Source organism: Burkholderia lata (genome assembly GCF_902499335.1).
GTDB classification, from domain to species: Bacteria; Pseudomonadota; Gammaproteobacteria; order Burkholderiales; family Burkholderiaceae; genus Burkholderia; species Burkholderia lata_B.
Genome location: NZ_CABVQK010000009.1, coordinates 435,535 through 459,799 on the forward strand (window position 1 = coordinate 435,535; position 24,265 = coordinate 459,799).

Annotated in this window: 23 protein-coding genes; 16 read left to right on the forward strand and 7 right to left on the reverse strand. The window is 66.8% G+C overall.

Annotated features, from left to right (window positions below; genetic code table 11):
* The first annotated feature begins 123 nt into the window (after window positions 1-123).
* Complete coding sequence (locus BCO18175_RS24195; RefSeq protein ID WP_174916269.1) at window positions 124-675, forward strand: hypothetical protein; 552 nt, start codon at window positions 124-126, stop codon at window positions 673-675.
* Window positions 676-811: 136 nt separating this feature from the next.
* Here the strand turns inward: BCO18175_RS24195 and kdgD are convergent, their stop codons facing one another.
* Window positions 812-1,726 carry a 5-dehydro-4-deoxyglucarate dehydratase gene (gene kdgD / locus BCO18175_RS24200; RefSeq protein ID WP_174971057.1) on the reverse strand — a complete coding sequence of 305 codons (915 nt, stop codon included), beginning with the start codon at window positions 1,724-1,726 and terminating at the stop codon, window positions 812-814.
* A 229-nt stretch (window positions 1,727-1,955) separates the two neighbouring features.
* Between kdgD and garD the strand changes: the two genes are divergently transcribed.
* From garD to BCO18175_RS24220, 4 genes are all read left to right on the forward strand, one after another.
* Complete coding sequence (garD, locus tag BCO18175_RS24205) at window positions 1,956-3,509, forward strand: galactarate dehydratase (RefSeq protein ID WP_174916267.1); 1,554 nt, start codon at window positions 1,956-1,958, stop codon at window positions 3,507-3,509.
* 286 nt (window positions 3,510-3,795) lie between these two features.
* The gene (locus BCO18175_RS24210; RefSeq protein WP_174916266.1) at window positions 3,796-4,188 is read left to right on the forward strand and encodes a nuclear transport factor 2 family protein; all 393 of its coding nucleotides are present in this window, start codon (window positions 3,796-3,798) and stop codon (window positions 4,186-4,188) included.
* Window positions 4,189-4,267: 79 nt separating this feature from the next.
* Complete coding sequence (locus BCO18175_RS24215; RefSeq protein ID WP_069252540.1) at window positions 4,268-4,723, forward strand: RbsD/FucU family protein; 456 nt, start codon at window positions 4,268-4,270, stop codon at window positions 4,721-4,723.
* Window positions 4,724-4,917: 194 nt separating this feature from the next.
* Window positions 4,918-5,355, forward strand: a complete 438-nt coding sequence (locus BCO18175_RS24220) for a DoxX family protein (protein WP_174984826.1) — start codon at window positions 4,918-4,920, stop codon at window positions 5,353-5,355.
* 106 nt (window positions 5,356-5,461) lie between these two features.
* On the opposite strand, the gene BCO18175_RS24225 is transcribed toward BCO18175_RS24220, so the two are convergent.
* The gene (locus BCO18175_RS24225; RefSeq protein WP_174984829.1) at window positions 5,462-6,772 is read right to left on the reverse strand and encodes an MFS transporter; all 1,311 of its coding nucleotides are present in this window, start codon (window positions 6,770-6,772) and stop codon (window positions 5,462-5,464) included.
* A gap of 328 nt (window positions 6,773-7,100) precedes the next feature.
* The gene (locus BCO18175_RS24230; protein WP_089462019.1) at window positions 7,101-8,237 is read right to left on the reverse strand and encodes a branched-chain amino acid ABC transporter substrate-binding protein; all 1,137 of its coding nucleotides are present in this window, start codon (window positions 8,235-8,237) and stop codon (window positions 7,101-7,103) included.
* A gap of 661 nt (window positions 8,238-8,898) precedes the next feature.
* On the opposite strand from BCO18175_RS24230, the gene BCO18175_RS24235 reads away from it, so the two are divergent.
* On the forward strand, window positions 8,899-9,693 hold the full coding sequence (locus BCO18175_RS24235) for an AraC family transcriptional regulator (protein ID WP_174984832.1): 795 nt from the start codon (window positions 8,899-8,901) through the stop codon (window positions 9,691-9,693).
* Window positions 9,694-9,771: 78 nt separating this feature from the next.
* Here the strand turns inward: BCO18175_RS24235 and BCO18175_RS24240 are convergent, their stop codons facing one another.
* Together BCO18175_RS24240 and BCO18175_RS24245 are read right to left on the reverse strand one after the other, a co-directional pair.
* Window positions 9,772-10,035, reverse strand: coding sequence for a hypothetical protein (locus tag BCO18175_RS24240; protein WP_174933418.1), 264 nt, complete (start codon window positions 10,033-10,035; stop codon window positions 9,772-9,774).
* Between the two features lie 289 nt (window positions 10,036-10,324).
* Window positions 10,325-12,217 (reverse strand): bifunctional sugar phosphate isomerase/epimerase/4-hydroxyphenylpyruvate dioxygenase family protein, encoded by a 1,893-nt coding sequence (locus tag BCO18175_RS24245; RefSeq protein ID WP_174971040.1) that lies wholly within the window; start codon window positions 12,215-12,217, stop codon window positions 10,325-10,327.
* 257 nt (window positions 12,218-12,474) lie between these two features.
* On the opposite strand from BCO18175_RS24245, the gene aroQ reads away from it, so the two are divergent.
* Genes aroQ through BCO18175_RS24260 form a run of 3 tightly spaced genes read left to right on the forward strand, consistent with a single transcriptional unit; the run spans window position 12,475 to window position 15,167 of the window.
* On the forward strand, window positions 12,475-12,930 hold the full coding sequence (gene aroQ / locus BCO18175_RS24250) for a type II 3-dehydroquinate dehydratase (protein ID WP_043180853.1): 456 nt from the start codon (window positions 12,475-12,477) through the stop codon (window positions 12,928-12,930).
* A complete protein-coding gene (locus BCO18175_RS24255; RefSeq protein WP_174971037.1) occupies window positions 12,927-13,781 on the forward strand; it encodes a shikimate dehydrogenase in 855 nt (284 codons plus the stop codon). The genes aroQ and BCO18175_RS24255 overlap by 4 nt, the downstream gene beginning before the upstream one ends.
* A gap of 33 nt (window positions 13,782-13,814) precedes the next feature.
* On the forward strand, window positions 13,815-15,167 hold the full coding sequence (locus BCO18175_RS24260; protein WP_122948063.1) for an MFS transporter: 1,353 nt from the start codon (window positions 13,815-13,817) through the stop codon (window positions 15,165-15,167).
* 106 nt (window positions 15,168-15,273) lie between these two features.
* Here the strand turns inward: BCO18175_RS24260 and BCO18175_RS24265 are convergent, their stop codons facing one another.
* Window positions 15,274-16,383 (reverse strand): 2-aminoethylphosphonate--pyruvate transaminase, encoded by a 1,110-nt coding sequence (locus BCO18175_RS24265; protein ID WP_174984835.1) that lies wholly within the window; start codon window positions 16,381-16,383, stop codon window positions 15,274-15,276.
* Window positions 16,384-16,642: 259 nt separating this feature from the next.
* On the opposite strand from BCO18175_RS24265, the gene phnS reads away from it, so the two are divergent.
* From phnS to BCO18175_RS24300, 7 genes are read left to right on the forward strand one after another with little or no spacing between them, the layout of a single operon-like run.
* Window positions 16,643-17,731, forward strand: a complete 1,089-nt coding sequence (gene phnS, locus BCO18175_RS24270) for a 2-aminoethylphosphonate ABC transporter substrate-binding protein (RefSeq protein ID WP_174942176.1) — start codon at window positions 16,643-16,645, stop codon at window positions 17,729-17,731.
* Between the two features lie 34 nt (window positions 17,732-17,765).
* Window positions 17,766-18,869: a 2-aminoethylphosphonate ABC transport system ATP-binding subunit PhnT gene (gene phnT, locus BCO18175_RS24275; RefSeq protein ID WP_011353963.1), complete on the forward strand. Its 1,104-nt coding sequence runs from the start codon at window positions 17,766-17,768 to the stop codon at window positions 18,867-18,869.
* Window positions 18,847-19,767, forward strand: a complete 921-nt coding sequence (gene phnU, locus BCO18175_RS24280) for a 2-aminoethylphosphonate ABC transporter permease subunit (RefSeq protein WP_174971026.1) — start codon at window positions 18,847-18,849, stop codon at window positions 19,765-19,767. The genes phnT and phnU overlap by 23 nt, the downstream gene beginning before the upstream one ends.
* Window positions 19,757-20,617 carry a 2-aminoethylphosphonate ABC transport system, membrane component PhnV gene (gene phnV / locus BCO18175_RS24285; RefSeq protein ID WP_174984838.1) on the forward strand — a complete coding sequence of 287 codons (861 nt, stop codon included), beginning with the start codon at window positions 19,757-19,759 and terminating at the stop codon, window positions 20,615-20,617. The genes phnU and phnV overlap by 11 nt, the downstream gene beginning before the upstream one ends.
* A complete protein-coding gene (gene phnA, locus BCO18175_RS24290; RefSeq protein WP_174984841.1) occupies window positions 20,614-21,921 on the forward strand; it encodes a phosphonoacetate hydrolase in 1,308 nt (435 codons plus the stop codon). Before phnV ends, phnA begins: the two co-directional genes overlap by 4 nt.
* Window positions 21,918-23,372, forward strand: coding sequence for a phosphonoacetaldehyde dehydrogenase (gene phnY, locus BCO18175_RS24295; protein WP_174984843.1), 1,455 nt, complete (start codon window positions 21,918-21,920; stop codon window positions 23,370-23,372). Before phnA ends, phnY begins: the two co-directional genes overlap by 4 nt.
* Window positions 23,373-23,376: 4 nt before the next feature.
* Window positions 23,377-23,928 (forward strand): phosphonate degradation HD-domain oxygenase, encoded by a 552-nt coding sequence (locus BCO18175_RS24300; RefSeq protein WP_174984846.1) that lies wholly within the window; start codon window positions 23,377-23,379, stop codon window positions 23,926-23,928.
* A 103-nt stretch (window positions 23,929-24,031) separates the two neighbouring features.
* Here the strand turns inward: BCO18175_RS24300 and BCO18175_RS24305 are convergent.
* A partial coding sequence (locus BCO18175_RS24305) for a hypothetical protein (RefSeq protein ID WP_217483925.1) occupies window positions 24,032-24,265 on the reverse strand: 234 nt, incomplete at its 5' end.

A 24,265-nucleotide genomic window follows, 5' to 3' on the forward strand; every position in this document is an offset into this window, starting at 1 on the left:
CGTTTTTTTTCAGGGTGCCTTCCGTGTCGCCGGAATTTCTCCTACATTAGCGAAGCCTCCGGCCACCCGGCCTGAAGGCGAAGCCTGAGAGATCGAGAAAAAGTCCAAGAGGGTACCGAATCCATGAACATCAACAAGCGTGGCGATCACCTGTTCGCGGCCGGATTGTGGAAAGCGATCGGCGACGTCGCGAAATCCGTGCGCACCCAGATCGGCCAATACAGCGAAGGGCGCGTGCTCGCGAATGCGTTGCTGGAATTCCAGCGCGACCTCGGCGGCAGCGAATTCGACGTGACGATCAACCAGGGGCGGCTCGTCACCGGTTCCGACGCGCATTCGCTCGTGTTCGGGCAGGCCGTCCGCCGTTTCCGGCAGGACATGGAAGCGCTGGTGTTCGCGCTCCAGTACCGGCGCGGCATCGACGAACGCGACCCGAGCCTGCGCACCGAAGCGCTGACCCAGGCGAACAGCCAGCTCGCGACCGCAAAGCAGTCGGCGACGATCACGGTCGGCCGGTTCTTCGATGCGGTTGTCGACCGCGACGTGCTTGGGCAAATCCTCGACGGCGAATCGAATACACGTGCGCGTGCGGGCACGCAGGGGCAGATCGAGGCGACGCGGGTCAGGCTCGCGAACGTGCGCCACCGGATCGTCGGGATCATCACGCAGATGTGATGGTTGCGGCACGCATCGCGGCGGATGCGTGCGTGGTCGCGGAGAGGATACGAACGGTCGCGGCCGGCAAGCGCCGGCCGCGATGCAAAACTGCCGGCAGCGGCCGATGAAGGCCCGCGCCGCCGGCCGCGCCCGCTTACTGCGGGCCCATCTTCTTGATCAGCACATCGAGCTCCGCCGCTTCTTCGTCGGTGAGGTCGATGAGCGGTGCGCGTACCGGGCCTGCGTCATGGCCGACGAGCTTCGCGCCCGCCTTCACGATGCTGACCGCATAGCCCGCGCGGCGATTGCGGATCTTCAGGTACGGCAGGAAGAACTCGTCGATCAGGCGGCCGACCGTTGCGTGGTCGTCCTTCGCGATCGCTTCGTAGAATTCCATCGCCGTCTTCGGGATGAAGTTGAACACGGCCGACGAATACACCGGCACGCCGAGCGCCTTGTACGCAGCGGCATAGACTTCAGCCGTCGGCAGGCCGCCGAGGTACGCGAACCGGTCGCCGAGGCGGCGGCGGATCGTCACCATGCTTTCGATTTCGCCAACGCCGTCCTTGAAGCCGATCAGGTTCGGGCAACGATCGGCGAGGCGCTCGAGCATGTCGGCGTTCAGCTTCGAATTCGCGCGGTTGTACACCACGACGCCGATCTTCAGCGCGCGGCACACCTGCTCGACGTGTTCGGCGATCCCTTCCTGGCTCGCTTCGGTCAGGTAATGAGGCATCAGCAGTACGCCGCTCGCGCCGAGGCGCTCGGCCTCCTGCGCATATTCGATCGCGACGCGCGTCGCGCCGCCCGCGCCGGCGAGGATCGGCACCTTGCCCTTGCAGGTTTCCGTCGCGACGCGGATCACGTCCGAATACTCGCGCTGCGTGAGCGAGAAGAATTCACCGGTGCCGCCGGCCGCGAACAGCGCGCTCGCACCGTACGGCGCGAGCCATTCCAGGCGTTCGGCATAGGTGGACGGGCGGAAGCTGCCGTCGGCGTCGAAATCCGTCAGCGGAAACGACAGCAGGCCGTGGGAGATGATCTGTTTGAGTTCTTGCGGTGAGGTCATGGTTGGGTCGTCCGTCTAGCGCGAGTGCTGGGTTCGTCGGGAACGGCATACGGGCCACATTGGCGATGTCGTTGTATGTCATCGTACAACGAGGGGAGGGGTGACGCAAGCGGTTTGCTGGCAGATAAATAGTAGGGTCTTTCCGGATAAGGGTTTACGCAGCATCGCCGATCAGGGTTGAATGTCGTATGATGACTAACAATATGGCCGATAGCCTCCAGGAATTCCGATGACTGCTTCCCCGCTCTATATCCGTGTGCATCCGGACGACAACGTCGCGATCGTCGTCAACGACGGCGGCTTGCCCGAGGGCGCGACGTTCGCCGACGGGCTGACGCTGCGCGAAGGCGTGCCGCAGGGGCACAAGGTTGCGCTGGTCGACCTCGCCGCCGGCGACCCGATCGTCCGCTACAACGTGGTGATCGGCTATGCGCTGGTCGAACTGCGACGCGGCAGCTGGGTCAACGAACGCACGATGCGCATGCCCGAGCCGCCGGGGCTCGACGACCTGCCGCTCGCAACACGTGCCGCGCCGCCGCTGCCGCCGCTCGAAGGCTATACGTTCGAAGGCTTTCGCAATGCCGACGGCTCGGTCGGCACGCGCAACATCCTCGCGATCACGACGACGGTGCAGTGCGTGTCCGGCGTGGTCGAGCACGCGGTGAAGCGGATCAAGGCCGAACTGCTGCCGCGCTATCCGAACGTCGACGACGTGGTCGGGCTCGAGCACACGTACGGCTGCGGCGTGGCGATCGACGCGCCCGACGCCGACATCCCGATCCGCACGCTGCGCAACATCAGCCTGAATCCGAACTTCGGCGGCGAGGTGATGACCGTGAGCCTCGGCTGCGAGAAGCTGCAGCCCGAGCGCCTGCTGCCGCCCGGCACGATTCCGGTGGCGGCCGACGGCGCGGCGGACAACGGCGGCGTCGTATGCCTGCAGGACGCCGCGCACGTCGGCTTCAACTCGATGATCGACTCGATCATGAAGATGGCCGAATCGCATCTCGAGCGGCTGAACCGCCGGCGCCGCGAGACGTGCCCCGCGTCGGATCTCGTCGTCGGCGTGCAGTGCGGCGGCAGCGACGCGTTCTCGGGGCTCACCGCGAACCCGGCCGTCGGCTTCGCGGCCGACCTGCTGGTGCGCGCGGGTGCGACGATCATGTTCTCCGAGGTGACGGAAGTGCGCGACGGTGTCGCGCAGCTCACGTCACGCGCGGCGAACGAGGACGTTGCGCGCGAGATCATCCGCGAGATGGACTGGTACGACCGCTACCTGCAGCGCGGCCGCGTCGACCGCAGCGCGAACACGACGCCCGGCAACAAGAAGGGCGGCCTGTCGAACATCGTCGAGAAGGCGATGGGGTCGATCGTGAAGTCGGGCAGCGCGCCGATCGCCGGCGTCGTGCGTCCCGGCGATCGCGCGAAGCAGAAGGGGCTGCTGTACGCGGCGACGCCCGCGAGCGACTTCATCTGCGGCACGCTGCAGCTCGCGGCCGGGATGAACCTGCACATTTTCACGACCGGCCGCGGCACGCCGTACGGCCTCGCGCAGGTGCCGGTGATCAAGGTCGCGACGCGCAGCGATCTCGCGCGCCGCTGGCACGACCTGATGGATCTCGACGCGGGGCAGATCGCGACCGGCGCGGCCACGATCGAGGACACCGGCTGGGAACTGTTCCGGCTGATGCTCGACGTCGCGAGCGGCAAGCGCCGCACGTGGGCCGAGCAATGGAAGCTCGCGAATGCACTGACGCTGTTCAATCCGGCGCCGGTGACCTGACGCGCGCGGCCGTTGCCGCCAGACGATGCGGGCGCCTTCGGGCGCCCGTTTTCATTGCGGCGGCGCAAGTGTCGGCGGGATGCCCACGATGAGGAGAACTTGCCGCATGGCGGGTCATGTGCGGCGTGCGGAGCGGCCACGGGCTCGAAGCGACCGGCGCGATTTCCTTACCCCGCACGTAATCGACCGCCCGCGCGAGGCCGGCGACGATGACTGCACGCGAATACGGAACCGAAACACGCCACGTTCGCGACATCGTCCTCTCATCGACGCAAGGAGCCTCGCCATGAACACCGCCCAATCCGCTTCGTCCGTTCACGCTGACCTGATCGACCGTTATTTCGACGCATGGAACGAACCCGACGTCGCACGCCGCCGTGCACTGATCGATGCGACCTACGCGAGCGATGCGGCCTATCGCGATCCGCTGATGGCCGGCGACGGCCACGCGGGCATCGACGCGATGATCGCGGCCGTGCAGGAGCGCTTCCCCGCGTTCCGCTTCCACCGCACGACCGACGTCGACGGCTTCGGCCAGCACCTGCGGTTCTCGTGGGCGCTCGTGTCGCCCGACGGCGCGGCGATCGTGAAGGGTTCGGACTTCGGCACTGTCGACGCGTCGGGCCGCCTCGCGTCGGTCACGGGTTTCATCGACGAAATGCCGGCCGCGGCGTCGTGACGCGAGCGATGCATGCGCAGCGGCCACCGGGATCGGGTAACGTTATGCGGTTTGTTCCTGATCCCGGAGACTAGCCGACATGCTGAAGAATCTCGACCCGCTGCTGCACGCCGACATCCTGCACACGCTGCGCGCGATGGGCCACGGTGACGAAATCGCGATCTGCGATGCGAATTTCCCGGCGGAATCCGTTGCGGAGCACACGGTGGTCGGCCGCGCGTTGCGGATCGACGGCGCCGATTCGGCGCGCGTCGTGCGCGCGGTGCTGTCCGTGCTGCCGCTCGACACGTTCGTCGACACGCCCGCATGGCGGATGGAAGTCGTCGGCGATGCGGCGGCGGTGCCGCCCGTGCAGCGCGAAGTGCAGGCCGAGATCGACCGCGCGGAAGGGCGCGCGGTGCCGCTTACGGGCGTCGATCGGTTCGCGTTCTACGAGCGCGCGCAGCAGGCCTACGCGGTGATCGTCACCGGTGAGCTGCGCGGCTACGGCTGCTTCATCTTCAAGAAGGGCGTGTTGTTGAGCGACGCAGGCTAAACGCCTTTTTCATCCCGCCGCCTTCGGGCCGCGCGGCCGCCGCCGTGTAAAGATTTGCTACAACCTTTTTCTTGGACACGGCCGAAACTCTGTCTATGCTGGCCCATCTGCCGCGGGCCCCGCAGGGTCGCGCGGCACCGAACCGCCCGGGCGTGCCCCGCGCGGACGGCCGAATTGCATACGAGGAGAGAGGCATGACGCGTTCCGTCGATTCCGGCGTCATTTTTTTCGCGCGCCTGGCGCTGGCGGCGCTGTTCCTGTGGGGCGGTGTGATGAAGCTGCTCGGCTACGGCGATTTCATCGGTTACCGGCATGGGCTGAACGTGCCGTATCCGCAGGTGATCGGGCCGGTCGTCGTCGCGATCGAGGGGCTCGGCGGGTTGCTGCTGATCGTCGGCTACAAGGTGAAACCGCTCGCACTGCTGATGGCGTTCTATACGGTCGCGACCGCGATGGTCGGGCACAATTTCTGGGACGCGACGGACGCCGCGGTCCAGCACGACATGGTGATCCATTTCTGGAAGAACATCGCGATCGCCGGCGGTTTCCTGCTGCTGTACGTCACGGGCGCCGGCGGCGCGAGCATCGACGGCCTGCGCCGGCCGAGCACGACGTACGGCAGCCTGCGCTGATCGCACACGCGCGCGCCGCCGTTGCGGTTGCGCTGAAGCAAAACAAAAGGGCCGAATCCCGCGGGATTCGGCCCTTTGTTCATGGAGCGCGCGTACGCGCCGGCGTTCAGTGCGTGGCCTTCACGTCCTTCGCATCCTTCGAGAACTGCACGGCGATCGCGCCGAGTACGCAGATCACGGCGACGTACACCACCGGCGCGAGCGGATTCGACTTCATCATCAGCGACACGATCACCGGCGTAAGGCCGCCGAAGATCGCATACGCGACGTTGTACGAGAACGAGATGCCCGAGAAGCGCACGACGGCCGGGAAGCTCTTGACCATCACGAACGGCACCGCGCCGATCGTGCCGACCATGAAGCCCGCGATCCCGTAGTAGAGCGGCAGCGTCGACGTGTCGAGCGCGACCTGCGCGAACAGCAGGTAGTAGCACGCGGCCAGCCCGATGCCGCCGATGCCGAGCACGCGTTTCGCGCCGATCCAGCCCGCGAGCGAACCTGCGGTGATGCAGCCGGCCGTCAGGCACAGCGTCGCGACGCTGTTCGCGAACAGCGTCGTCGCGGGCGTCAGGTGGAACTGCTTCTGCAGCAGCGCGGGCGTCATCAGGATCACGACGACGATCGCGGCCGACAGCATCCACGTGAGCAGCATCGACACGATCACCGCGCGGCCGTGGTCGCGCAGCACGGCCTTCAGCGGAATCTCGGCCGCGAGCGCCTTCTTCGCCTTCATCTCGGCGAACACCGGTGTCTCATGCAGCCAGCGGCGCAGGTACACGGAGAACAGGCCGAACACGCCGCCGAGCAGGAACGGGATGCGCCACGCGAACGCGCCGACTTCGGCGGTCGAGTAACGGCTGTTGATGCCGGCGGCGACGAGCGAGCCGAGCAGGATGCCGGCCGTCAGGCCCGCGGTCAGCGTGCCGCATGCGTAGCCGATGTGACGCGACGGCACGTGCTCGGACACGAACACCCACGCGCCCGGCACTTCGCCGCCGACTGCCGCGCCTTGCAGCACGCGGAACAGCAGCAGCAATACCGGCGCGAGGATGCCGATCGTGTCGTAGGTCGGCAGCAGGCCCATCAGCAGCGTCGGCACGGACATCATCAGCACGCTCAGCGTGAACATCCGCTTGCGGCCGAACAGGTCGCCGAAGTGCGCCATGATCACGCCGCCGAGCGGGCGCGCGAGATAGCCGGCCGCGAAGATGCCGAACGTCTGAAGCTGGCGCAGCCAGTCGGGAATGTCGTGCGGGAAGAACAGTTGCCCAATCGCCGGCGCGAAGAACACGAAGATGATGAAGTCGTAGAACTCGAGGGCGCCGCCGAGTGCGGCAAGGCCAAGGGTCTTGTAGTCGCTGCGCGTGAGCGCGCGTTCGGCGGCGCGAGGCACGCCGCTCAATTCGGAAGCTTGCATGGTCAGGACGATCGGTTTTCGAATGTTGTTGTCGGTGCTGCGTCTCCAGGGCCCGCTATCGGCATGGACTGACAAGGCGCGGCTTGCATCGTCGAAGCGTGCCGCGTGCCGGGTGAGGCACGAAACACGCACCGCCGCACCGGGATGGGGCGCGGCGGAGACGAAGCGTCAAAGCGGGTTGGGGGATTCTACAGGAGCGCGAAATGCGTGCGCGCGGGTGCGCGCCGAGGATCGCTTCGGACCGCGAAGCCGAAGCCGGGGCAAAAGCGCGCGCGGCGCGGGCGGCCGGTGAGCCGCTGACGCGCCGCGCGGGGCAGGGTCTCGCGTATCAGTTGCCGGCGATCGTATCGACCGGCTTGAACGCGCCGTGCTCGACCTTGTAGATCGTCACCGGCGCATCCTTCAGGTCGCCCTTCGTGTCGTACGCGATGCTGGGGGCCGACACGCCCTTGACCGACACCTTGCCGAGATACGGCGTGTACACCTTCGGGTCGGTCGAGTTCGCGTCCTTCATCGCGGTGAGCAGCGCGATCGTGCCGTCATACGCGTACGGCGAGTAGGTGATCACGTCTTCGTTGAAGCGCGCCTTGTAGCGCGCCGCGTAGCCGGAGAAGCCGGGCATCTTCTCCTTCGGCAGCCCGCCCATGTAGACGATCGCGCCTTCGGCCGCGTCGCCGCCGACCTTCAGGAACGTCGGCGAGCGCGACATCTCGCCCGTCACGAACGCCGACTTCATCCCGAGCTGGCGCATCTTGCGAATCATCGGCGACGATTGCGCGTCGCCGCCGCCGTAGAAGATTGCGTCCGGGTTCATGCCCTTGAGGTTGGTCAGGATCGCGGAGAAATCGAGCGCCTTGTCGTTCGTGAAGTCGCGCTTGATGATCGTGCCGCCCGCCGCCTCGACGGCCTTCGCGAATTCGTCGGCGATGCCCTGGCCGTAGGCCGTGCGATCGTCGATGATCGCGATGCGCTTGAAGCGCAGCGTCTTCACCGCGTACGTGCCTACGATGCGGCCCGCCTGCGCGTCGCTCGTCAGCAGCCGGTAGGTCGTTTTGTAGCCGCGCGCCGTGTATTGCGGCGACGTGGCCATCGAGATCTGCGGCAGCCCCGCGCGATCGTACAGGTCGGACGCCGGAATGCTCGTGCCCGAGTTGAAGTGTCCGATGATCCCGCGGACGTTGTCGTCGATCAGCCGCTGCGCGACGGTCGTGCCCGTGCGCGGGTCGGCCTGGTCGTCCTGCGAATCGAGCTGGAACGTGACGGGCTTGCCGCCGATCGTCGGACGCGTCGCGTTGAAATCGGCGATCGCGAGCTGCACGCCCTTCTGCATGTCCGTGCCGTAATTCGACTGCGGGCCGGTCAGCGGTGCGGCGAAACCGATCTTGACGACGTCGGCGGCAATGGCGTGCGCGCCCGACAGTGCGCAGGCAGCGGCCAGCGCGACGTGCGATACCTTCAGCTTCACTTTCACTTCCCCTTGATGGCGTGGTTGGGCCGCCGCCGGCTGACGGGCCGGCGCCGGTAAACCGGGCGAGACGGTTCGGTCGGCAGGCCGATGCGCGGGCCGTGCGTGCTTGCCGCGTGCTGCCCGGGCTGTGCCGGAATCGGCGCGCGTGGTGGCCGATGCCGCAGGCCGTGCACGCCGATTGCTGCCGCGGCGGAAGGTCGTCTCGTGACCGTGAAGCGAAGTCTAGTTAGCGAAAATGCGTGCGTCTTGCGCGTTCGATGCGCAGCCGGCGACGATATCGGCATATCGTCGATAACCCTGATATGTGCCGAAATCGTCATGCCGAATGCGCAAACGCGCCAAGACGCTGCACGTCCGCATTTTTATGCTGGCGAGTTCGGGCGCGTAGTGCGGGTGCGCCGCCGAGCCCGTGCGCTCACGGCATGTCGGCATCGGCGCATGCGCGGCTGTAGCGTTGACGCAAGCCGATTCGCGCCCGGCCGCAGCACGCTCGGCGCGGTGGTTGCGCACGCAACGTATGTCGCATGTCGATGCCGGCCGATCGGCGGCGCGATGCGACGGCTACCGCCAACTTGCCCGCCTTTGCGATCGGCGCGACGCGATCGAGGGGGCGCTTCTATAATCGACGCCATCTGCCACTCGCATTGCGGTTGCCGGGATGACGACCTTGCTTGCCGTACCGCCCATGAGCCTGTCCGAACCGTTGCGCTACCAGCCCGACAACGCCGATCTCGGCGCGATGCTTGTGCACTTCCGCCTGCTCGAACCGGTGTTCGATGCGCTGCCGGACGTCGCGTTCTTCGTGAAGGATGCGAGCGGCCGCTACGCGATCGTCAATCGCACGCTGGCGATGCGCTGCGGCTACAAGGACAAGCGCGACCTGCTCGGCAAGACGGCCGACGAAGTGTTTCCGCGCCGCTTCGGCCGCAGCTATTTCGAGCAGGACATGGCGACGATCAACGCCGGCCAGCAACTGATGGACCAGCTCGAGCTGCACCTGTATCCGGGCCGCCAGCCGGGCTGGTGCCTGACCTGCAAGGAGCCGTTGCGCGACGCCGCGGGCAGGGTGGTCGGCCTCGCGGGCATCTCGCGCGACCTGAAGGCACACGAGGGATCGCACCCGGCGTACAGCCGGCTCGCCGACGTGGTCCAGCACATCCAGGATCACTTCGTGCAGCCGCTGAACCTGAAGCAGCTCGCGCAAATGGCCGGGATGTCGGTCGCGCAGCTCGAACGCTACTTCCACAAGGTGTTTCACCTGACGCCGCGCCAGGTGCTGCTGAAGACGCGGCTCGATGCGGCCACCGCGCTGCTCGTCACGCACGACAAGGTGACCGACGTCGCGGCGCTATGCGGCTATACGGATCACAGCGCGTTCACGCGCCAGTTCAAGGCGACGGTCGGCGTGACGCCGACGGAATACCGGTTGATGCTGCAGGAGCGGGCAGGGTGACGCGACACGCCGAAAGGGCCGGCGAGTCGCTGGGATCGGGGTGCTGCGGGAAAACGGGAAAGGGGTGAAAACGGCGGCTCAGCGGTAGCCGAGCCCTTTCAGGACGGCGGTGCCGTCTTCGGTCAGCCGGAAGCTGGGTGCCGTATCGGCGTCGAGCTTGACCATCTCGACGAGACCGGCTTCCTGCAGCGCAGGCAGTTCGGGTTTCGCGTTCGCGCCGATCGGTGCGTGCAGCAGCACGAGCAGCGTCGCGATTTCATGATGACTGAGCAGGCGGCGCAGCATCGTCTTCTTTGCAGGGGGCGCGGCCTGGCGGCCCGCGGGTGCTTCTACGGCGCTCATCGCTTTCCTCCTTTTCGAGATATCCATCGGGTACTGGTTGCGGATGGTGCCGTCGAAGACTTAAGCGATTCTTAAAACCACGGCGGGCGACGGAATGCTGCGCTGCGGTACGGGTTACCGGATGTAACGCCATACGGAACGCGGTTTCCGGCCCGATCGCGGCGAGCCGCGCGGGCGGGTGCGCGGCCGCGCGATTCACCACGATGGTGCGCGTGGGATGTGGCCCTTTGGATCAGCCGCGGGCCCGCGCATTTGATTCGCCCCCTTAATCCCTGTCAGCTTCCTTCCCTTATTTTCTCCGCTGCGCCTGTGCGGCGAGCCGCACGGCCGCGTTCGTCGCGCCGTAGCCGTCATATCCGCCGCGCCGCTCGACGATTTCGAGCGAGAAGCGGTTGTCGACCAGTTCTGTATACGCGTGCAGGAATTCGCCGCCGTTCTCGTCGCGGTCGTACAGCAGGTGATGCGTGCTCAGCGTGTCGATCAGCTCGTCCGGCAGCGCGTAGCGTGCGGCGAGATCGTCGTAGTAGTTCGGCGGAATGCGCAGGAACGGAATGCCGTCGGCCGCGAACGCGGCGATCGTCTTCACGATGTCGTCCGTGCGGAACGCGACGTGGTTCAGCCCCGTGCCGTGGTAGCGATCGAGTGATTCGGCGACCGCCGTGTGCCGGTCGACCGACGCGTTCAGCGCTATCCGCACCGAACCGTCGGCGCTGCGCACTGCGCGGCTGCGCATCAGCCCGTACGGGTCGGGCACGAGCCAGCTGCGCTCGGCCTCGAAGCCGAACGCTGTCTTGAAGAACAGGATCCACGTATCGAGCGCGTCGGCCGGCAGCGCGAGGCACACGTGGTCGATACCCGTCAGCGGGCCGACTTCGCTCGGGCCGTCGATGTCGGTCAGCACGAAGTCCGATTCGTACAGCGTCGGCGCGTTCGGCGCTTCGTCGACGAAGTACTCGAGGCTGCCGTCCGGCGCCTGCACGCTCGGCAGCACGCGCTCGTTCGGCCCGACGCGGCCGGAGAACGGCGCATAGCCGAAGCCGGCCGCGCGCTCGAATGCCACTTTCGCGTCGTCGACGCGGAATGCCGATGCACACAGCGACAGCCCGTGCTGCTGGAAGAACGCATCGGCGAACGAGTCGCGCTCCGCGTTCAGCACGATCGACGCGGCGCCGTGTTGGAACAGCGTCACGTCTTTTGAACGATGCCGGCCCGCGAGCCGGAAGCGCATCCGCCCGAGCCATTCGCCCACGGTCGCCGCCGCCTGCGCGTCGACCGCGAATTCGATGAACTGGAACCCGACGTGCGCGGGCGGCGCCGGCGGCGCGAACAGCGGCTGGCTGGCGGCCGGCGCACGGCCGTCCTGCGCGAGCCGGTCGCGTGTCAGCTCCTCCAGATAGAGCAGCGAGCGATGGCCGTCGGCGGCCGTGATCGCGGTCGGCGCCGCGCGGAAGCCGTCGTTGAAGATCTCGAGCGACAGCGGCCCCGTATAGCCGGACTCGATCACGCGCGCGGTGAAGCGCGCGAGGTCGAAGTCGCCCTGGCCCGGGAACGAGCGGTAATGGCGGCTCCATTCGAGCACGTCCATCGCGAGCTTCGGCGCATCGGCGATCTGCACGAACGCGATCCGGTCGCCGGGGATGTCGGCGATCGCGTCCGGCGAATCGTCGAGCGACAGCGTGTGGAAGCTGTCGAGCGCGAGGCCGAGGTGCGGGCTGTTCACGGCATTCACCAGTTTCCACGCATGGCCGTAGCGCTTCACGACGCGGCCCCACGCGAGCGCTTCGTACGCGGCGACCACGCCGGCCTGCCGCGCAGCTTCGGCGAGCGCGCCGAGCTGGTCGACGAGCAGCCCGTCGTCCGCGATCGTGTCGGCCGACACGTTGCTGCACACCAGGATGCGGTCGGTGCCGAGCGCATGCATCACGTCGAACTTGCGCTTGATCCGGTCGAGGTTGCGGGCGAGCTGGGCCGCGCTCACGCCCTCGAAGTCGCGAAACGGCTGGAACAGCACGATGTCGAGGCCGAGATCGGCGGCCATGCGCCGGACGTCGGCCGGCGATCCGTCGAAGTAGACGAGGTCGTTTTCGAAGATTTCGACGCCGTCGAAGCCTGCGGCCTGGATGGCGGCGAGTTTCTCGGCGAGCGTGCCGGACAGTGACACGGTGGCGATCGAGCGCTGCATGGGCGAATCCTGCGGATGAGCGGGGTATGGCGCCGGTCGAACCGGCCCTGAATGAACCAGTCGTTGAATTCCTGGCGAACGCCATATCCCGAATTTACTGGGCTAGTGATGCGTATTGTACAAACTAACTAGGTGGTACAAATTAGCGAAAACCCGAAAAGACAGTCCGCATTCGCAGGCGCACACTAGCGCCAAATTCCGATGTTTTCGGGGCGATGCCGGTCACGGTCCGCCCCTGTTTTAGGAGCAGAATCACCATGAGCAAGCACAAGGTGCTGGTGCTGAACGGCCCGAACCTGAATCTGTTGGGGACGCGCGAGCCCCATATCTACGGCGCGGAAACGCTCGCCGACGTCGAGCAGCGCTGCCGCACCGCGGCCGAGGGGCTCGGGCTGGAAATCGACTTCCGTCAGTCGAACGCCGAGCACCAGCTGATCGACTGGCTGCATGCCGCGCGTCACGACACGCACGGCATCGTGATCAACCCGGCGGCCTATACGCATACGTCGGTCGCGCTTGCCGACGCGCTTTCCGCGATCGCGAAGCCGGTGATCGAAGTGCACATCTCGAACGTGCATCGCCGCGAAGCGTTCCGTCACCATTCTTATGTGTCGGCGGTCGCCGAAGCCGTGATTTGCGGCTGCGGCACCGAAGGCTACGTGTTCGCGCTGCAGCGTCTGGCGACGCTGTTCGCGCAGGGGGCCGCACGATGAGCCGCCCGTCGTTTCTGATCGGCCTGATCGGCCAGGGCATCGGCGGCTCGCTGTCGCCCGCGATGCATGAGGAAGAAGGATTCCGCCAGGGGTTCGGCTATGTCTACCGGCGCATCGATCTCGATGCGCTCGGCGTGACCGTCGACGCACTGCCGCAACTGCTCGATACCGCGCAGCGGATGGGCTACAACGGCCTGAACATCACGCACCCGTGCAAGCAGCGCGTGCTCGAACACCTCGATGAATTGTCGGACGATGCGCGTGCGCTCGGCGCGGTGAACACCGTGCTGTTCAAGGACGGCAAGCGGATCGGCCACAACACCGACTGGTCGGGTTTCGCTAAATCGTTCCGCCGCGGGTTGCCCGACGCGTCGCTCGAGCGCGTCGTCCAGCTCGGCGCGGGCGGCGCGGGTGCGGCCGTGGCGCACGCGGCGCTGCAGATGGGTGCGGCCGAACTGACGATTTTCGATGTCGACGGCACGCGCGCCGCCGCGCTCGCGGCCGAACTGCAGCAGCGCTTCCCCGCGGCACGCGTCGTGCAGGGCGGTGATCTCGCGGACGCGATGCGCGCCGCGACGGGCCTGATCCACGCGACGCCGACCGGCATGGCCAAGCATCCGGGCCTGCCGCTGCCGGCCGAACTGCTCCACGCGGGGATGTGGGTGGCCGACATCGTGTACTTCCCGCTCGAAACCGAACTGATCCACGCGGCGCGCGCGGCCGGCTGCGCCACGTTGCCGGGTGGCGGGATGGCCGTCTACCAGGCCGTCGACGCGTTCGAGATCTTCACCGGACGCACGCCCGACGACGAGCGGATGTTCGATCACTTTCAGTCGCTCGTCGGGCGCTGACCCCCTTCCAGAAAGAGAGACCAGGAGACAACCATGCAGCACACCACCCATACGAGCGCCGCGCCGGCGCAGGCGTCCGGCACCGTCCGGCGCACTTCGGCGCGCTACAAGATTCTCGCGCTGCTCGCGATCGGCACGATGATCAACTATCTCGACCGTACCGTGCTGGGGGTGGCTGCGCCGCAGCTCACCAAGGAGCTCGGCATCAACGCGGCCGTGATGGGCATCATGTTTTCCGCGTTTTCGTGGACGTACGTGGCCGCGCAGGTGCCGGGCGGCCTCTTTCTCGACCGTTTCGGCAGCAAGGTCACCTATTACTGGTCGATGACGCTGTGGTCGCTGTGCACGTTCCTGCAGGGCTTCGTGCCCGGCGTCGCGACGCTGCTCGCCTGCCGTCTCGGCCTCGGCGTCGCGGAGGCACCGTGCTTCCCGACCAACAGCCGCGTCGTGGCGACGTGGTTCCCGCAGAACGAACGTGCGATGGCGACGGGTACCTACACCGTCGGCGAGTACATCGGCCTCGCGTTCTTCAGCCCGGTGCTGTTCGCGCTGATGGGTGCGTTCGGCTGGCGCTCGCTGTTCTGGGTCGTCGGGGCGGTCGGTATCGTGTTCGGCCTGGTCTGGTGGAAGTTCTATTACGAGCCGCGCAATCATCCGGGCGCGAATTCGGAGGAGCTGGCCTATATCGAGGCGGGCGGCGGCCTGGTGCACGGCGTGCGCAAGGACGGTGACAAAGGCGGCAAGGGCGCCAAGGGCGAGCAGAAGTCGTTCAGCTGGGCGATGGCCGGCAAGCTGCTGAAGAAGCGCCAGCTCGCGGGCATCTGCCTCGGCCAGTTCGCCGGCAACTCGACGCTCGTGTTCTTCCTGACCTGGTTCCCGACCTACCTCGCCACCGAGCGCCACATGGGCTGGCTGAAGATCGGCTTCTTCGCGGTGATGCCGTTCATCGCCGCGTCGGTCGGCGTGATGTTCGGCGGGATTTTCTCCGACTGGCTGCTGCGTCGCGGCAAGTCCGCGAACCTCGCGCGCAAGCTGCCGATCATCGCGGGCCTGCTGCTCGCATCGACGATCATTCTCGCGAACTACGTGCAGAGCAACGAGGCCGTGATCGCGATCATGTCGGTCGCATTCTTCGCGCAAGGGATGGCCGCCCTCGGCTGGACGCTCGTGTCGGACATCGCGCCGGACGGCCTGCTCGGCGTCACGGGCGGCATCTTCAACTTCGCTGCGAACCTCGCCGGGATCGTCACGCCGCTCGTGGTCGGCTTCATCGTCGCATCGACCGGGTCGTTCGTCGGTGCGCTCGTGTTCATCGGCGTGATCGCGCTGATCGGTGCGGCGTCGTACATCTTCGTCGTCGGCGACATCAAGCGGATCGAGCTGTAAGCACCTGTTCCACGCAGATCCTGTGCGTTAGCCCGGCAGCCGCAAGGCCGCCGGGCTTTTTTCTTTGCGCGTGCCGGCGGCTCTGCCGGCTGGCGTGGTACCGCGCTTATGCGCGTTGCACGGCGATGCCGAGCGATTCGACCGCCTGCGCGATCGCGGCGACCGCGCGGCGGATATCGTTCGAGTCGATTGCGCCGATGCAGCCGACGCGGAACGTCTCGAGCTGCGTGAGCTTGCCCGGATACAGGATGAAGCCCGCGTCGCGCACCGCGTCGTAGAAGCGGCGGAAATCGTAGGCCGGGTGGTCGGGCGCGTGGAACGTGACGATCACGGGCGCCTGCACGCTCGCATCGAGGAACGGCGTGAAGCCGAGTGCGTGCATCGACTCGACCAGCGTCCGGCAGTTGTCCGCATAGCGCGCGCCGCGCGCCGGCTGGCCACCTTCGGCGAGGTACTGATCGAGTGCGGCGCGCAGTGCGGCGATCACGTGCGTCGGCGGCGTGAAGCGCCACTGGCCCGTCTTGCGCAGGTACGCGTACTGGTCGTGGAGATCCAGCGCGAGCGACGGCGAGTTGCCTTCGCTCGCGTCGAGCGCGTCGCGCCGCACGATCGCGAACCCCATCCCCGGCACGCCTTCGAGGCATTTGCCGCTCGCCGAGATCAGCGCATCGATGCCGCTGCCGGCCAGCTTGATCGGCAGCGCGCCGAACGAACTCATCGCATCGACGATCAGCCGCTTGCCGTGGCGCCGGCACACGGCGGCGATGTCGTCGAGCGGGTTCAGGATGCCGGCGCTCGTCTCCAGGTGCACCTGCGCGACGTGCGTGATGCGCGGCTCGCGCGCGAACGCGGCTTCGATCGCGGCCGGATCGACGGCCGCGTCCTCGCCGAACGGTAACGCGATCGCTTCAATGCCGAGCCGGCCGAGGATCTTCAGGATGCGCGCGCAGTACGCGCCGTTGTCCGGCACCAGCACGACGCCGTCGCGCGGCACCAGCGTGCCGAGCGCGGCTTCGACCGAGAACGTGCCGCTGCCCTGCATCGGTACGCACACGTACTCGTCGCCGCTGTGCGCGATCGCGACGAGATCCGCGCAGACGCTGGCTGTCAGTTGATTGAAAGCGGCATCCCACGAGCCCCAGTCATGTTGCATTGCGTGGCGGGTTGTGGCGGACGTGGTGAGCGGGCCGGGCGTAAGAAGAATCGGATCGGACATGGTTTTCCCTCGCAAAGGTCGGAAGAAACGCCGTGCGGCATTTCTGAATGACTTGCATGATATTGGCAAAATGTGTCATTTTTTGGAAATCGCCGCATTCGTCACGGGTTTGTCATCGAACGCTGTGATCCTTCGCTTGCCGCGCGAAACCTAACCTCAGCGCGGCGGCGAGGCAGGCCGTCGAGCGGCCCTGCCCAGAGATAACAGGAGAGCCGGATCGTGCCCCGGCCATTTGGTGTTCCGCCTACGGAGAAGTCAGATGACACTGCAGAAACCCTCGCGCGCCGCTGCCGGCGCGTTCCGCAAGCTTGCGCTGGCTGCCAGCGTCGCCGGTCTGATGGGCGCCGCGCTGCCCGCACATGCGGCGAGCGCGGTCGTGCTGTATACGGCAGACGGTCTCGAGAACCTCTATCGTGATGTGCTGCCGGCCTTCGAGAAGAAGGAAGGCGTCAAGGTCAACATCGTGACGGCGGGCAGCGGTGAAGTCGTCAACCGCGCGAACATCGAGAAGAATTCCCCGAAGGCCGACGTGATCGTCACGCTGCCGCCGTTCATCCAGCAAGCCGGCCAGATGGGCCTGCTGCAGCCGTACCAGAGCGTGAACTACAAGAACGTGCCGGCCATCGCGAAGGCTGAAGACGGCACGTGGGCGACGTTCGTGAACAACTACTTCTCGTTCGCGATCAACCCGGACGTCGTGAAGAACCAGCCGAAGACGTTCGCCGACCTGCTGTCGCCGGCCTACGCGGGCAAGGTCGCGTACTCGAACCCGGCCACCGCCGGCGACGGGATGGCCGTGCTGATCCTGACGACGTCGCTGATGGGTGAAGACAAGGCGTTCGACTACCTTGCGAAGCTGTCGCAGAGCGTGAAGTTCCACACGAAGGGCACGGGCTACCTGAACGTGCTGCTGTCGCGTAACGAAATCAGCGTCGCGAACGGCGACCTGCAGATGGACCTCGACGATGCCGAACACGGCGCGCTGTCCGTCAAGCCGATCTTCCTGGCCGCGAAGGAAGGCGACCAGCCGACCACGTTCCAGCTCCCGTACGGCATCGGCCTGATCAAGAGCGGCCCGAACCAGGACGCCGGCAAGAAGCTGATCGATTACCTGATGTCGACGGAAGTGCAGTCGAAGGTGCCGGACATGTACGGCATCCCGGGCCGCACGGACGTGCCGCTGGCCGGCAAGAACGGCGAAGCGGTCAAGAAGGCGATCGCGGGCGTGAAGCTGATCCCGGTCGACTGGACCCAGGTGATGGCGAAGAAGCCGGTGTGGATCGAGCGCTGGAAGAAGGACGTGATCGGCAGCTCGGGCAAGCAGCTCGACGTCGTCAAGCCGAAGTGATCGGCGCACGCCGCCTGTATTTGTGAGCAAGAGGATGAACCCGGTGGAAACCACCCTGACCCATCCCGGCGCATTCGGCGCCGCCGAACCGCAAGCAACGTTGCGGTCCGGCGCGCCGGGCGGCGTGCAGATCGAACACCTGAGCGTGCGCTACGGCGCACGCACGGTGCTGGAAGATCTGTCGCTGTCGATCGGTGCCGGTGAATTTCTGACCGTGCTCGGCAAGAGCGGCTGCGGCAAGACCACGCTGCTGCGCTTCATCGCCGGGTTCGTGAAGGCCGATGGCCTGACCGGCACGCTGACCGTTGCCGGACGTGACCTGACCTATGCGCCGCCGCACAAGCGCAATCTCGGTCTGCTGTTCCAGAATTACGCGCTGTTCCCGCACCTGACGGTGTTCGAGAACGTCGCATTCGGGCTGCGCGCACGCGGCATGGCGTCGTCGGAAGTGACGCGCCGTGTCGCGGACGCGCTGAAGCTCGTGCAACTCGGCGATGCCGGCCATCACCTGCCCGCGCAACTGTCGGGCGGGATGCAGCAGCGCGTCGCGCTGGCGCGTGCGCTCGTGATCGAGCCGGACGTGCTGCTGCTCGACGAGCCGCTGTCGGCGCTCGACGCCAACCTGCGCGCATCGGTGCGCAGCGAACTGAAGGCGCTGCATGAGCGCCTGCCGAACCTGACCGTCGTCTGCGTGACGCACGACCGCGACGACGCGCTCGTGCTGTCCGACCGCGCGCTGCTGATGCGCGACGGCCACATCGCGCAGCTCGGCACGCCGCAGCAGCTGTACGACGCGCCGCAGGACGGCTACGTCGCACGCTATCTCGGCCCGGCGAACCTGCTGCCGCCGCACGTGATCTTCCCGCTCGGCGATCCGCGCCACGAAGTGCGCGGCAAGGTTGCCTGCGTGCGCCCCGAGCGCCTGACCCTGATGCCGCCCGCCGCGGGCGGGTTGCACGGCACGGTGTCGTCCGTCGAATGGCAGGGCGCTGACCTGTCGATCGCGGTGACGATCGATGCAGCGCCCGACGAGCCCGTGCGCGTCACGATGCAACGCGGCCGCGGTGCGGCTCCCGAGCGCGGTGCGCGCGTTTCCCTGCATTGCGAGGCAGACGATGTCGTCCTTATCGAGCCCTGAAGCCGGCCTGCCGCCGCACGTGCTCGCGTCGGCCGCCGCGCACGCCGCCGCTGCGCGGCGCCGCAAGCGCATGGGCGACCTGCACCTGGCCGCGCTCGCGATCGTCGTGCTGGGCCCGCTCGTCGTCTATCCGCTGGTGCGGCTCGTGCTGCTGAGCGTGTCGGGCGACCACGGGCTGAGTTTCGCCGCGTACCGCACGTTCTTCGGCAACCCCGATACGCGCAGCGTGCTGCTGACCACACTCGGCGTGCTGTTCGCGAGCGCCGGCACCGCGTCGGTGCTCGGCGTGCTGCTGGCCGCGCTGCTGTTCTTCAAGCCGTTTCCGGGCGCGTCGCTCGTCACGCGTTTCCTGGAGCTGTACGTCGCGTTCCCGTCGTTCCTCGTCGCGTTCACGCTGATCTTCCTGTACGGCTCGCAAGGCTCGATCAGCATCGCGCTGCAGCACCTGTTCCATCTCGAGAATCCGCCGCTCGATTTCCTGTTCGGCATCGGCGGCGTGATCCTCGCGCAGACCGTGTTCTATACGCCGTTCGTCGTGCGGCCGACGCTCGCGTCGTTCGCGACGCTCGACCTGCGGCTGATCGAAGCCGCGCGCAGCCTCGGCGCGTCCGGCTGGATGCTCGCCCGCCGCGTCGTGCTGCCGATCGCGTGGCCGGGCATCGCTGCCGGCACCGTGCTGTGCTTCCTGCTGACGCTGAACGAATTCGGGATTCTGCTGGTGCTCGGCAGTGCGCGCCTCGTGACGCTGCCGGTTGCGATCTACAGCAGCGCGACCGTCGACCTCGACCTGCCGACCGCGTCGGCCGGCGCGGTCGTGATGCTTGCGCTGTCGCTGGCGCTGTATGCGGTTTATCGCCGGGTGAACCGGCGTGCGACGGGAGGGAACGATGTCCGCTGAATACCGTATCGGGCAAGCCGTGCCGCGCCACCAGATCGGCTGGGGCGACACGGTGCTCAAGCATGCGTCGCGCGTGGCGCTCGCGCTGGCCGCATTCGCATGCTTCTGGCTGTTCGTGTTGCCCGTCATCGTCGTCGCGCTGTCGAGCGTGTCGACGCAGTGGTCGGGCACGATTTTGCCGGCCGGCTACAGCCTGCGCTGGTTCGAGCGGCTCGGGTCGCCGGAATATGACGCGCTGCTGACGAGCCTGGAAATCGGCTTCGGCGTGTCGGCGGTCGGCACGATCCTCGGGCTGTGGCTCGCGCTGGCGCTTGAAGGGCGAGACCGTCGCGGCCTCGGCGCGGTGGTCGATGCGCTCGTGATGGTGCCGAACGGCGTGCCGAGCGTCGTGCTCGGGCTCGCGGTGCTGATCGCGTATCACCAGAAGCCGGTCGACCTGTCGAGCTCGGCGGCGATCGTCGTGTTCGTGCAGCTCGCGTTGATCCTGCCGTTCTGCTATCGCTGCGCGGCCGCCGCGCTGCGTCCGGAACTGACCGTGCTGCGCGAAGCGGCGGCGAGCCTCGGTGCGCCGCCCGCGATGGTGCTGCGCCGCGTGCTGCTGCCGCAGCTCATGCCGGCGCTGCGTGCGAGCCTCGCACTCGGCTTCGCGCTGTCGCTCGGCGAGCTCGGCGCGACGCTGACGGTTTATCCGCCCGGTTTTGCGACCGTACCGATCGTCGTGATCGGCCAGGTGGAGCGCGGTTATTACCTTCCGGCATCGGCGCTGTCGCTGCTGATGCTCGGCGCGTCGCTCGCGGCGCTGCTGCTGATCGCCGCGCGCGTGCCGCGCGGCAAGCGGGTGGCATCATGAACGCCGCGTTCGCATTGCGCCATCCCGGTGACGCGTCGGCGTCCGGCACATCCACGGGGCTCGCGGGCCGCTCCGTCGACGTCAACGGCCGGCACTACCGGCTGCCGGTCGAGCCGACCGTCGTCGTCTGCGTCGACGGCTGCGAGTACGACTATCTCGAACGAGCGGTGGAAGCGGGCGTCGCACCGTTCATCGGCCGGATGATCGCGGAAGGCACGGCCTGGCGCGCCGATTGTGTCGTGCCGACCTTCACCAACCCGAACAACCTGTCGATCGTCTGCGGCGTGCCGCCGTCGGTCCACGGGATCTGCGGCAACTATTTCTGGGATCCGGCCGCCGACGGCGGGCGCGGTGCCGAAGTCATGATGAACGACCCGGCCTACCTGCGGGCCGGCACGCTGCTCGCGGCGGCGTCCGACGCCGGTGCGCGGGTCGCCGTCGTGACGGCGAAGGACAAGTTGCGCCGGCTGCTCGGGTGGCAGCTGAACGGCATCTGCTTTTCGGCCGAGAAGGCTGCGCAGGCGAATCTCGCGGAAAACGGGATCGTCGACGTGCTCGACTGGGTCGGCCTGCCGTCGCCGGACGTCTACAGCGCGGCGCTGTCCGAATTCGTGTTCGCGGCCGGCGTGCGGCTTGCGCAGACGCGCCAGGTCGACCTGATGTACCTGTCGACCACCGATTACGTGCAGCACAAGTGCGAGCCGGGCAGTGCGGGCGCGAACGCGTTCTACGCGATGATGGATGGCTATCTCGCGCAGCTCGACGCGCTTGGCTGGGCGATCGGGCTGACGGCCGATCACGGGATGAACGCGAAGCACGATTCCGCGACGGGGCGGCCGAACGTCATCTATCTGCAGGACGCATTCGACGGCTGGTACGGCGCGCAGGCTGCGCGCGTGATCCTGCCGATCACGGATCCGTACGTCGTACACCACGGCGCGCTCGGCTCGTTTGCGACCATCTATCTGGCGCCGGGCGTCGACCGGGCCGAGGCGATGTGGCGCGTCGGCGGCCTCGACGGCGTCGAGCTCGTGCTCGACAACGCGGAAGCTGCCGCACGTTTCGACCTGCCGGCCGACCGGATCGGCGATCTCGTCGTGATCGGCCGCCGCGACATGACGCTCGGCACGCGCGAGCGCGAACACGATCTGTCGGGCCTCACGGTGCCGCTGCGTTCGCATGGCGGCGTGTCGGAGCAGGAAGTACCGTTGCTGTTCAATCGCCGTATCGAGCCGATCGATCCCGCGCGTCGCCCGCGCAACTTCGACGTGTTCGATTTCGTGCTGAACCGGATCGCGACATGATGGCTCATCCCCGACACGATCACCCGGCGTTTCGCGCGGAGGTGCTGCGCTGGTGCGGCACGCGCGCGACGCGCGAACGCACGCTCGACGTGATGGACCCTTACACGGGCACGCGCGTCGGGACGGCGCCGCTGGCGAGCGTCGACGACGTGCGCGCGGCATTCGACTACGCGATGGCGTACCGGCCGACGCTCACGCGTTACGAGCGTTCGCAGATACTCGAGCGTGCGGCCGCGCTGCTGCGCGAGCGCATCGAGGAAGCGTCCGACCTGATCACGCTCGAATCGGGGTTGTCGAAACAGGACTCCCGCTACGAGATCGGCCGCGTTGCCGACGTGTTGAAGTTTGCGGCGGTCGAGGCGCTGCGCGACGACGCGCAGAGTTTCTCGTGCGACCTGACGCCCCACGGCAAGGCGCGCCGCGTGTTTTCGCAGCGACAGCCGCTCGACGGCGTGATCGTCGCGATCACGCCGTTCAATCATCCGATGAACCAGGTGGCGCACAAGATCGCGCCGGCGATCGCGACCAACAACCGCGTGATCGTGAAGCCGTCGGAGAAGGTGCCGCTGTCGGCGTTCTACCTGGCCGACCTGCTGTACGAAGCTGGTCTGCCGGAGCCGATGCTGCAGGTGCTGACCGGTGATCCGCGCGAGATCGCGGACGAACTCGTCACGCACCCGCATGCGTCGCTGATTACCTTTACGGGCGGCGTGGCGATCGGCAAGGCGATTGCCGCGCGGGCCGGCTACCGCCGCATCGTGCTGGAACTCGGCGGCAACGATCCGCTGATCGTCCTCGACGATGCCGATCTCGAACGTGCGGCGTCGCTGGCGGTGCTCGGTTCGTACCGGAATTCGGGCCAGCGCTGCACGGCCGTCAAGCGGATGCTGGTACAGCGCTCGATCGCGCCGGCGTTCACCGAGTTGCTCGTTGAGAAGACGCGCGCATGGAAGTACGGTGACCCGTTCGATCCCGCGAACGAAATGGGCACGGTGATCGACGAGGAAGCGGCGCGGCTGTTCGAGGCGCGAGTGGCAGAAGCGGTCGCGCAGGGCGCGCGCCTGCTGACCGGTAACGTGCGGCGCGGCGCGCTGTATTCGCCGACCGTGCTCGACAACGTCGACCCGTCGATGACGATCGTGCGCGAGGAGACCTTTGGCCCGGTATCGCCGGTGATCACGTTCGACACGATCGACGACGCGATCCGGATCAGCAACGGGACGGCGTTCGGGCTCTCGTCGGGCGTATGTACGGACAGCACGGCGGCGGTCGTGCGGTTCGTGAACGAACTGAACGTCGGCACGGTGAATGTATGGGAAGTGCCCGGATACCGGATCGAACTGTCGCCGTTCGGCGGGATCAAGGATTCGGGGCTGGGTTACAAGGAAGGCGTTCAGGAGGCGATGAAGAGCTTCACGAACCTGAAGACGTTTTCGCTGCCTTGGGAGTGAACGAATGGCATTGACGGTGGAAGAGATCCACGGGCTGTATCGCGAGCATGGCCATGTGGCCTATAGCGGTGAACCTGTCACGCAGCTCGAGCATGCATTGCAGAGCGGATTGCTGGCGGAAGAGGCGGGGGCGGACGAAGCGCTGGTCGCGGCGGCGTTCCTGCACGACCTCGGGCATCTGCTGAATCGCCAGGGCGAGACGCCGAGTGCGCGCGGGATCGACGATCTGCATCAGTATTACGTGCTGCCGTTCCTGCGGCCGCTGTTGTCCGACGCGGTGCTGGAGCCGATCCGGCTGCACGTCGACGCGAAACGCTGCCTGTGTCGCACGGACGCGGGCTACTTCGAAAGCCTGTCGCCGGACTCGGTGCGCAGCCTCGCACTGCAGGGCGGTATCTTCAGTGAAGAGGAGACGGCGGCGTTCCTGCAGCGCCCGTTCGCGGAGGACGCGCTGCGTCTGCGCCGCTGGGACGATACGGCGAAGGAAGAGGGCAAGGTGACGCCGGATCTCGATCACTATATGGAGATCGTCGCGCGCCAGGTGCGTGCGGCCTGACGGGCTCCGCTGCTTCTATATATAAGGCCCCGCACGCTGCAGCGTGCGGGGCCTTATATTTTTTTGAGAAACCCCTTGCGCAGATCGAAGAGCCTGCCTACAATCACGCCTCTTTCGCGCTAACGGAAACGCGGCGCGGAAGGGGAAGCAGGGCTGGTGGTGTGCTGGAGTCTTGGAGCACGCAGCTGGCCTGGAAGTTGAGCCCCGCAGTCGCAACGATGTAGTGAAAAAAGTTGTTGACGATCTGCGAAACACGGTTCATAATCTCGCTTCTCTGCTGCTGAAAACGCAGCGCTGCTGAGAAACACGAAGTTCCTCGCAGAATGCTCTTTAAAAA